The 10289-nt window shown below is 69.4% G+C and carries 7 protein-coding genes; 3 read left to right on the top strand and 4 right to left on the bottom strand.

The window, feature by feature from the left end:
- Positions 1-31 precede the first annotated feature (31 nt).
- Together AOZ53_RS09805 and AOZ53_RS09810 are read right to left on the bottom strand one after the other, a co-directional pair.
- A complete protein-coding gene (locus AOZ53_RS09805; RefSeq protein ID WP_054432888.1) occupies positions 32-1600 on the bottom strand; it encodes a sensor histidine kinase in 1569 nt (522 codons plus the stop codon).
- Entirely contained in the window at positions 1600-2301 is a 702-nt protein-coding gene (locus AOZ53_RS09810; protein WP_006393155.1) for a response regulator, read from the bottom strand. Before AOZ53_RS09810 ends, AOZ53_RS09805 begins: the two co-directional genes overlap by 1 nt.
- A 278-nt stretch (positions 2302-2579) precedes the next feature.
- Between AOZ53_RS09810 and AOZ53_RS09815 the strand changes: the two genes are divergently transcribed.
- Both AOZ53_RS09815 and recQ read left to right on the top strand, forming a co-directional pair.
- Positions 2580-3830: a fimbrial protein gene (locus tag AOZ53_RS09815; RefSeq protein WP_369816802.1), complete on the top strand. Its 1251-nt coding sequence runs from the start codon at positions 2580-2582 to the stop codon at positions 3828-3830.
- Between the two features lie 94 nt (positions 3831-3924).
- On the top strand, positions 3925-5754 hold the full coding sequence (gene recQ, locus AOZ53_RS09820) for a DNA helicase RecQ (RefSeq protein WP_054432887.1): 1830 nt from the start codon (positions 3925-3927) through the stop codon (positions 5752-5754).
- A gap of 102 nt (positions 5755-5856) precedes the next feature.
- On the opposite strand, the gene AOZ53_RS09825 is transcribed toward recQ, so the two are convergent.
- Together AOZ53_RS09825 and AOZ53_RS09830 are read right to left on the bottom strand one after the other, a co-directional pair.
- Entirely contained in the window at positions 5857-6912 is a 1056-nt protein-coding gene (locus AOZ53_RS09825; protein ID WP_054432886.1) for a cytochrome d ubiquinol oxidase subunit II, read from the bottom strand.
- Positions 6909-8252, bottom strand: coding sequence for a cytochrome ubiquinol oxidase subunit I (locus AOZ53_RS09830; RefSeq protein ID WP_054432885.1), 1344 nt, complete (start codon positions 8250-8252; stop codon positions 6909-6911). Before AOZ53_RS09830 ends, AOZ53_RS09825 begins: the two co-directional genes overlap by 4 nt.
- Positions 8253-8388: 136 nt before the next feature.
- On the opposite strand from AOZ53_RS09830, the gene AOZ53_RS09835 reads away from it, so the two are divergent.
- The gene (locus AOZ53_RS09835; protein WP_054432884.1) at positions 8389-10155 is read left to right on the top strand and encodes a glutamine--tRNA ligase/YqeY domain fusion protein; all 1767 of its coding nucleotides are present in this window, start codon (positions 8389-8391) and stop codon (positions 10153-10155) included.
- The last annotated feature ends 134 nt before the right edge of the window (positions 10156-10289 follow it).

Consider the following 10289-nt stretch of genomic DNA (forward strand, 5'->3'; position numbering starts at 1 on the left):
GGGTCCGGGCCCAAAACGCCCCGGGCCGGAATCAGGCGCCGTCGACGACCGGCAGCTTGACCCGCACGCACAGCCCGCCCGACTCGGCCCGCAGCAGTTCCAGCGAGCCGCCATGGGCGCGGGCAATGGCCTCGGCCAGCGCCAGGCCCAGGCCGACGCTGCCGGTGCGGGTGCGGGCGTCGTCCAGGCGGCTGAAGGGCCGCAGCGCCTCCAGGCGCCGCTCCGGCACGATGCCGGGGCCGTGGTCGGAGACATCCAGCACCGCGTAGCGGTCTTCGCGCCGCAGGCAGATGTCGACGGGCGGCGCGCCATGGTTCAGGGCGTTGCCGATCAGGTTGTCGAGCAGCCGGCCCAGCGCCACGGCGTCCCCGTGCACGATCAGCGCGTCGTCGCCGCCGGAAGTCTTGAGCGTGACGTCGGTGCCGGCGCCGCGCCAGGCGTTGACGCGTTCGGTCAGCCAGTCGGGCAGCACCATCGACGCGTAGCGGTAGGCGGCGGGATCGGTGCCGCGCACGAAGCCGATGAACTGGTCGACCATGTGCTGCATGTCCTGCAGGTCGGTGCGCAGCCCTTCCTTGAGGGCCGAATCGTCGGCCAGCTCGATGCGCAGCCACATGCGCGACAGCGGCCCCTTGAGGTCGTGCGGCAGGCCCGACAGCAGCGTGCGGCGCACGGAATCGGATTCGGCCAGCGCGTCCAGCATGGCGTTGAAGCGTTCGCCCAGCACCCGCGTCTCGTGCGGCCCGGACGGCTCGACCCGCTGCGGCTGGCCGGCGGCCAGGCGGTCAGCGGCGTCGGCCAGGCGGGTGATGGGACGGGTGATGTGCCAGGAAAAGCCCACCGCCAGCAGCAGCAACAGGCCCAGGCCGCCCAGCCAGGCGGCGATGAACGGCGTGGCCACGGGCGGGTCGAGGCGATCCAGCGGGATCACCAGCCATTCACGCAGGCGCGGCGCATCCTCGCTGGCCGGGTTGGGCGCCAGCGAGATGAAGATTTCCGGCGTGGGGCCGCGCGACAGCGCCACCCGGGTGCCGTCGTTCAGGCGCTCGTTGAGCTGCTGCACCAGCCCGCGCAGGTCGCGGCGGATGTCGTCGGGCTCGGGCTTGTAGCGGCGCATGTGCTCTTCGCGTTCGCGCTCGCGGTCGGCGTGGCGCTCTTCGCGTTCGCGCTCGTGTTCGACTTCGCGCTCGTCGCCGCGCATCTCGGGCGGCAGCGGCGGCCCCTGGATCTGGGCGCTCGGCGGCGGCGGAGGCGGCGGGGGCGGAGGATGCTGCGCATTGCGGGGCGGCGGGCGGCGGCCGTTGAAGCGTTGCAGCTTGGCCTCGGCGGGCAGCACCCGCGACCACAGGCGCCACTGGTTCTGCGAGGCGGCGCGCACGAAGTCGGCGCGATCCTCGGCCGGCACCTGCGATACGGCGGCGCGCAAGGTGCGGATGGTGGTGGTGATGTAGCCGATGGCCACGTCTTCCATGAACTTGTGGCGGAAGTACGAGACCGTCACCAGGGTCGCCGCCTGCGTCAGCAGCACCGACCCGAGGATCAGCAGGATGAGCCGCGCTCGCAGCGAGCGCGGCACCAGGAAGCCGGCAGAGAAGCGCATCAGGGGGAAAACCGGTAACCGATGCCCCAGACGGTCTGGATCCAGCGGGGTTGCTTGGGATCGTCCTCGATGACGCGGCGCAGGCGCAGGATCGCGATGTCGATGGCGCGGTCGTTGCGTTCGCCGGCGTCGTCGTCGCGCGCCAGCGCCAGCAGGCGTTCGCGCGACAGCGGCTTGCCGGCGTTGCGCACCAGTGCCTCGAGCAGGTTGATTTCACCGCCGGTGAGCTTGACCACCGTGCCTTCGCGCGACAGCTGGCGGGTGGAGGGATCGAACAGGAACGGGCCGAACGACACCGGCGCGTCCTTGGTCAGCGCCGACGGGCCGCGCTTGCGCCGCAACACGGCCTCGATGCGGGCCAGCAGTTCGCGCGGGTCGAAGGGCTTGCCGACGTAGTCGTCGGCGCCGGCTTCCAGGCCGATGATGCGGTCGACAGCCTCGTCGCGGGCGGTCAGCAGGATGACGGGGATGTCCTCGCCCTGCTCGCGCAGGCGGCGACAGGCGTCGGCGCCGTCGCCGCCGGGCAGCATGCGGTCCAGCACCAGCAGGTCGGGGGCGTAGCGGGTGATGCGCGACGGCAGGTCGCTCGCGTCCGGCGCCAGCAGGGTGTCGTAGCCGTGGCGGTTCAGGTAGTCGGCCAGCAGTTGCCGCAGGGCCGGATCGTCGTCGACGACCAGCAGCTTGGTGTGGTGATTGTCCATGGATGCCATAGTGGAGCCGTCCCGCGTTGGCGGCAAGAGCCGGGAAATCATCTGAAATATACCTGTTGCACGATGTTTGCCGGCGTTGGCGGTCCTTTCGCGTCGGCATGGCCGTGCGGGGCGGACTGGCCCTAAAATAAATCCCATTGCCCGCATACGCTGGTCCGGTTTACTAAAAATCGTTTACAGCTGGGGCAGCGTCCCCTTTCTACACTGTCGTTATGCCCGCCCCTGCATCCTGGCGCAGACGGCTGCTGTACACGGCGTTGACGGCAGGCTTGGCCAGCCCGTTCGCGTCGGCGTTCGGCGGCACGCCCGCGGCCCCCCTCTCCCCTTCGCCGGCCCCGACCTACGTGGCGCGCGGCATCGGCGTGCTGGCGCCGGAGCAACCGGTGCCGGTCCGGCCCGCGCCGTCGCTGGAGTCGCGCGCGGTGCCGCTCGACCCCACGCCCTGCGACATGCAGACGGCCGAACCGGCCATGGATACCAGCGTGGCCGGCGGCAATGACGCGGAGCTGATACCGGGGACGGGCTCGACCCTGTCCGGCGATGCCAGCGCCGGCCCGCTGGGCTGCACGCCGCCCCAGGCCGCCGCCGACCCGTCCGACACGCCCGAATACGCCTTCGACCTGGAAAGCGGCGATATCCCGCGCGTGCCGGTGGTGGTGATCTCCGGCGTGTCGCGGCCGACCCGTCCCTGGTTCTCCTCGGTCAGCGGCCAGGACGGCCTGCGCTACGGCGGCGACCGCAACTGGGTCTACCGCAACACCACCGGCCCGTCGTTCTCGGTGGGCAACATCAACGCCAACGCGCCCACCTGGGGCAGCAGCGCGCCCGTCGGCGGGCTGCAGATCTCCAACCTGCAAAGCACCACGGCGCCGCTGGCGGAAGGCAGCTTCGGCTATTCCTCGTCGCTGGGCCGGCTCAACCGCATGGATCCGAGCGCCACGTCCGGGGCGGTCGACTACGGCGCCTCGGTCGGCAACAGCACCGTCCGCTACGGGCTGACGCCGGTGCTGACGCTGGAAGGCCAGATGCAGAGCGCGCCGGCGCTGACCACGCGCGGCATGGGCACCACCTATTCCGCCGGCGACTACGGCACTTTCCAGGCCGGCGCCACCCAGAGCTCGTTCGACGCCGCCAGCGCCTGGCGCTACCGCTTCGGCTACAACGTCGACGTGGCCGACGCGGTCAACCTGGGCTACACCAACGAACAGATCGGCGCCGGCTTCGGCGACCTGTCCACCTATTCCGGCGGCGTGGCGGCGGCGCCGCAGACCCGCAACACCCTGTCGGCCGGGGTGCCGATCACCGGCTGGGGCACGCTCAGCGGCACCTATTCGGGGCTGCACGAGGGCTCGGTGCTGGCCGAACAGCGCGTCGGCCTGTCCCACAGCATGTTCGTGGCGCCCAAGGTCAAGCTGGCGGTGGGCGCCGACCGCGACATCATTTCCGGCAATTACGAGTGGCGCGCCAACCTCAGCATGCCGGTGGACACCTTCATGCGCGGCACGTGGCTGAGCTGGTGATGCGGGTCGCCCGGCGGACGGAAATATCCCCCCGCGCCCGGGCGGCCGGATTTGCGGCTTAAAATCCCCGCCATGATGCTCCCGGCCTATCCCCATGTCTGACGCGCGCGCCCTCGGCGTCCTGCAGCGCGTTTTCGGTTACGAATCCTTCCGCGGCGACCAGCAAGCCATCGTCCAGCAAGTCATCGACGGCGGCGACGCGCTGGTCCTGATGCCCACTGGCGGCGGCAAGTCGCTCTGTTACCAGATTCCGTCGCTGGTGCGCGAAGGCACCGGTATCGTCGTGTCACCCCTGATCGCGCTGATGCAGGACCAGGTCGACGCGCTGACCGAACTCGGCGTGCGCGCCGCCTTCCTCAACTCGACGCAGGAATGGCGCGTGGCCCGCGACGTCGAGCAGGCTTTCCTGGCCGGCGAGCTGGACCTGCTGTACGTGGCGCCCGAGCGCCTGCTGACCGACCGCTGCCTGCAGCTGCTGGAACGCGGCAACATCGCGCTGTTCGCCATCGACGAGGCCCACTGCGTCTCGCAATGGGGCCACGATTTCCGCCCGGAATACCTGGGCCTGTCGATGCTGCACGAGCGCTGGCCCGATGTGCCGCGTATCGCGCTGACGGCCACCGCCACCGCCGAGACCCGCACCGAGATCGCCCAGCGCCTGTCGCTGACCGACGCGCACCACTTCGTCTCCAGTTTCGACCGCCCCAACATCCGCTACCGCATCGTCGAGAAAAACGAGGTGCGCAAGCAGCTGCTGGACATGATCCGCACCGAGCACGAGGGCGAATCCGGCGTGGTCTACGCGCTGTCGCGGGCCCGAGTCGAGGAAACCGCCGAATTCCTCTGCAACCAGGGCATCGACGCCATGCCGTACCACGCCGGGCTCAGCGCCCAGGTGCGGGCCGCCAACCAGGCGCGCTTCCTGCGCGAGGACGGCGTGGTCATGGTCGCCACCATCGCCTTCGGCATGGGCATCGACAAGCCCGACGTGCGCTTCGTGGCCCACATCGACCTGCCCAAGTCGGTCGAGGGCTACTACCAGGAAACCGGCCGCGCCGGCCGCGACGGCCTGCCCGCCACCGCCTGGCTGGCCTATGGCCTGCAGGACGTGGTGCAGCAGCGCCGCATGATCGACGAATCCCCCGGCGACGACGCCTACCGCCGCCGCCTCGGCCAGCAACTGGACGCCATGCTGGGGCTGTGCGAAACCGTGGAATGCCGCCGCGTGCGGCTGCTGGCGTATTTCGGCCAGCACATCACGGCCTGCGGCAATTGCGACGTCTGCCTCGATCCGCCCCAGGCCTGGGACGGCACCGTGGCCGCGCAGAAGGTGCTGTCGGCCGTCTACCGCCTCTGGAAGGAACGCGGCCAGCGCTACGGCGCCGGCCACATCATCGACATCCTGCGCGGCAAGGTCACCGACCGCACCAAGCAGCACGGCCACGAAACCCTGAGCGTGTTCGGCGTGGGCGAAGACCTGAGCGACACGGCCTGGCGCGGCGTGCTGCGCCAGTTGCTGGCGCAGGGCCTGCTGACCGTCGACAACGAGGGCTACGGCACCCTGGCCCTGACCGAGGGCAGCCGCGCGGTGCTCAAGGGCGAACGCCAGCTGATGCTGCGGCGCGACTCCGAAAAGAAGACCCGCTCGGGCAAGACCGGCGGCACCCGCGCCAAGGCCGCGGCGATCGACCTGCCCGCCGAACTGCAACCGGTGTTCGAGGCGCTGCGCGCGTGGCGCGGCGAAGTGGCCAAGAGCCACGGCGTGCCGGCCTACGTCATCTTCCACGACGCCACGCTGCGCGAGATCGCGCTGGCCCAGCCGGAATCGATGGACGCGCTCAGCCACATCAGCGGCGTCGGCGCGCGCAAGCTGGAAGCCTACGGCGAAGAGATCCTGCAACGGGTGGCGCGGCCGGTGCTGTAGCGGCCGGCGGTTCTCGATAGCAGCCGCTTCGATGACGGCTGTGCGGCGGCCGTCCGCGTGGCGGCCCATGCGGCGGGCGCCTCGACGGCGCCCGCGTTGCCGTCAGGGCGACGGCGGCGGCAACAGCGGCACGGGCGCGCGTTCCCGGCCGAACACCGAGCGGTAGGCCAGGATGTTGAACACCAGCACCACCGGAATCCCCACCACCGCGCCGGCCATCACCAGCCGCATCGAGCCCAGCGCGCCGGCGCCGTCCCACAGCGTCATGTCGTCCAGGATCAGGTAGGGGAACAGGCTGTAGGCCAGGCCGCTCAGCATCAGCAGGAACAGCGCCACGCACAGCACGAAGGGCAGCCAGCTGAAGCGGTCGGCGCGGCCCGGCAGGCGGGCCAGCAGCATTTCGGCGGCGACGAAGCCGGCCAGCATCAGCACCCATACCGTGGCCGCCAGGCTCAGGTGGGCGATGTTGCTCCATTTGTAGAAGATGCCGGCGTTGGCCAGGCCCAGCGTGACGGCGATGGCGACCATGCCGACCGCGGTCCAGCGGATCGCGTGGCGCGCCCAGTTGGCGGCGCGGCGCTGCAGGTCGCCGTCGACCCGCATCACCAGCCAAGATGCGCCCAGCAGCACATAGGCGGCCACGGCGCACAGGCCGACGAACAGCGCGAACCAGCCATAGCCGGCGTCGGATTGGTAGCCGGTGGCGATGCGGCCGAGCAGCATGCCCTGGCCGAAGGCGGTCATCAGCGAACCGGCCCAGAAGGCGAAGATCCAGCGCGGCTTGGCCTCGTTGCGGGCGCGGATGCGGAATTCGAAGGAGACGCTGCGCAGCACCACGCCCAGCACCATGAAGGTGAGCGGTCCGTAGAGCTTGCCCAGCACCGCGCCCCAGGCGAACGGAAAGGCCGAGGCGAACAGCCCCATGCCCAGCAGCAGCCAGAATTCGTTGGCGTCGCGCCAGGGGCTCAGCAGGCTCATCATGCGGCCGCGCTCCTGTTCGGGCGCCAGCTGCAGCAGGATGCCCACGCCCAGGTCGAAGCCGTCCAGCACCACGCCGGCGGCGATGACCACGAACAGCAGGCCCATGAACGCCAGCGGCATCCAGAAGGAAGGATCATCGGGACTCAGCCCCTGCGAGGCAGCGAGCATGGCGATCATGGCGTTCCCCCGCCCAGTTTGCGCACCGGCACCACGCCGTAGCGGGCCGCGTGGAACAGCATGCCGGCGAAGGCCGCCAGCAGCAGCGCGTACAGCAGGCCGTAGCCGATCAGACCGTACAGCACGGTGCTGGAAGACATGGGGCCCAGCACCTCGGTCTGGGTGATCGTGCCGTTGACGACGAAGGGTTGCAGGCCGATGACGGACACCCACCAGGCGGCGACGACGGCGATGCCGCCGGAGAACATCATGCCGCACAGCACGCGCTGCCACCATCGCGACACCACCGCGACATCCATGCCGCGGCGCCAGGTCAGCAGGACCGTGACCCAGGACACGGCCAGCATCAGCAGGCCCAGCCCCGCCGCCACCCGCAGCGACCAGAAGGTCAGCGCCACCGGCGGCAACATGCCCGAATACTTGTCCAGCCCCTGGTAGGTGCCGTCTTCATTGCGGTGCAGCCACATGCCGCCGGCGTTGTTCCAGGTCCAGTCGGCCACGTTGGTGTGGTTGCGGGCGTCCGGCCAGCCGAACAGCACCAGGCGCGGCTCGGCGCCGCTTTCCCAGTAGCCGGCGGCGGCGGCGGCCTTGGCGGGCTGGTACTGCGCCACCATCTGGCCGGCGCCGGAGGCCACCGGCAACTGCAGCACGGAAGCCAGCGCGGCGATCGCCAGGCCGGTCTTGAAGGTGCAGCGCTCGCCGTCGTCCAGCGGACGGCGCAGGGCCTGCAGCGCGGTCACGCCCATCATCAGGAAGGCCGCGGCCAGGGCCGAGCCCACCACCACCACGGCCATGCGCCAGCCGACCGAGGGGTTCAGCACCACCGCCGCCCAGTCGTAGACCTGGTAGCGGCCATCGACCAGCACGGCGCCGTCAGGCGTCTGCATCCACGATTGCAGCGCCAGCACCCAGAACAGCGCCACCAGCTGCCCCACGGCCACCATCAGCACCGCCAGGGTGTGGGCGCCGTCGGACACGCGGCGCTGGCCGAACAGCATGACGCCCAGGAAACACGACTTGAGGATGAAGACGGACAGGATGCCGTAGCCCAGCAACGGCCCGGCGACGTTGCCGATCTTGTCCATCAGGCCGGCCCACAGGCTGCCCAGCTGGATCAGCACCGGCACACAGGCGGCCAGGGTCAGCACGAAGGACAGGGCGAAGATGCGGACCCAGAAGCGGTAGGCGGCGGTCCAGCCGCCCTGCCCCGAGACGCGGGCGCGTATCTTGAAGAACAGCAGGACCCACGCAAGCGCCAGGGCCACGGCCAGGAACAGCGCCAGGAAGCTCAGGCTGGCCACGAATTGCGCGCGGGCCAGGGAAAGGGTGGAGATATCCATGATGGCCCGTAGTGTAGAGCCAGTTACATGGCAATGGGGGCCAGTTTGAAACCGCTTGCAGCGAGCCAAAAATGGCTTGTCACGGGAACGTGGCAAAATTGACGCTTTGTCGCTGCTTTTTCCTATTCTTTCAAGAATGACCTCCGCCACGACGCCGACCCCCGCCGCATCCAATTTCCTGCTCAACATCGTCGAAGACGACCTGCAAGCCAACCGCTTCCAGGGCAAGCGTTGGGCGGGCAAGCCTGGACCGGCCTCCGTGCAGCAGCAGGGCGAACCCGACCCGGCGAAGATCCGCACCCGTTTTCCGCCGGAGCCCAACGGCTACCTGCACATCGGCCACGCCAAGAGCATCTGCGTGAATTTCGGCCTGGCCCGCGATTTCGGCGGCGTCTGTCACCTGCGCTTTGACGACACCAACCCCGAGAAGGAAGACCAGGAATACGTCGACGCCATCATCGAGGCCGTGCACTGGCTGGGCTTCGACTGGAAGGCCGACGGCCGCGAGAACCTGTATTTCGCCAGCGACTACTTCGGCTATATGTATGAGTTCGCCGAGGCGCTGGTCGAGGCCGGCCACGCCTACGTCGACGCGCAGAGCCCCGACGAGATCCGCGCCAACCGCGGTACCCTGACCGAACCCGGCACCGACTCGCCCTGGCGCAACCGTCCGGCCGCCGAGTCCATCACGCTGCTGCGCGAGATGCGCGACGGCAAGCACCCGGACGGCAGCCTGGTGCTGCGCGCCAAGATCAACATGGCGTCGCCCAACATCAACCTGCGCGACCCGGTCATGTACCGCGTGCGTCACGCCACCCACCACCGCACCGGCAACCAGTGGTGCATCTACCCGATGTACAGCTGGGCGCACCCGGTGGAGGACGCGCTGGAAGGCATCACCCACAGCGTCTGCACGCTGGAGTTCGAAGACCAGCGCCCGTTCTACGACTGGATCCTGGAACGCCTGGCCGAACTGGGCAAGCTGGCCCGGCCGCTGCCGCACCAATATGAGTTCTCCCGCCTGAACCTGAGCTACGTGGTCACCAGCAAGCGCAAGCTGCTGCAACTGGTGCGCGAAGGCCACGTGGACGGCTGGGACGATCCGCGCATGCCGACCATCTTCGGCCTGCGCCGCCGCGGCTACACGCCGGCCTCGATCCGCCTGTTCTGCGACCGCACGGCGGTGTCGAAGTCGGATTCGCGCATCGACTACAGCCTGCTGGAGCAGGCCGTGCGCGACGACCTGGACCCGATCGCGCCGCGTTCGGTGGCGGTGCTGGACCCGCTCAAGCTGGTCATCACCAACTATCCGGAAGGCCAGACCGAGATCTGCACGGCGCCGCGCAATCCGCACGATCCGGAAGCCGGCGTGCGCGAATTCCCGCTGTCGCGCGAGCTGTGGATCGAGCGCGATGACTTCCGCGAGGAAGCGCCGAAGAAGTATTTCCGCCTGTTCCCGGGCAACCTGGTGCGCCTGAAGTACGGTTATGTGGTGCGTTGCACCGGCTTTACCAAGAACGAGGCGGGCGAGGTGGTCGAGGTGCAGGCGGAGTACCTGCCTGAGACGCGCAGCGGCACGCCGGGGGCGGACAGCGTCAAGGTCAAGGGCAATATCACCTGGGTGAGCGCGGCGCATGCGGTGCCGGCGCAGATCCATCTGTACGACCGCCTGTTCGCGGATCCGCGGCCGGATGGCGGCGACAAGGATTTCCTGGCTTGCCTGAATCCGAATTCGAAGCAGACGGTGACGGCGTGGCTGGAGCCGGGCACGGTGGCGACGCCGGGGGCGACGTGGCAGTTCGAGCGGCTGGGGTATTTCACGGCTGACTTGAAGGAGTCGACCGTGGAGAAGCCTGTGCTGAATCGGGTGGTGACGTTGCGGGATTCTTGGGCGCAGGGGTGAACGGGTTTTGCCTTGTTGCGTTGTGTATTGAAAAAAGCGCCTTCGGGCGCTTTTTTTTGGCCAGCTGGGAGGGGTCTTCGTAGGCCGCGCCTCGCGCGGCGGGTCGGGGGGCGGGCGCGCCCACGATTGCGGTC

It is taken from the genome of Achromobacter sp. 2789STDY5608621 (assembly GCF_001299375.1).
In the GTDB taxonomy this organism is placed as follows: Bacteria; Pseudomonadota; Gammaproteobacteria; order Burkholderiales; family Burkholderiaceae_B; genus Achromobacter; species Achromobacter insuavis.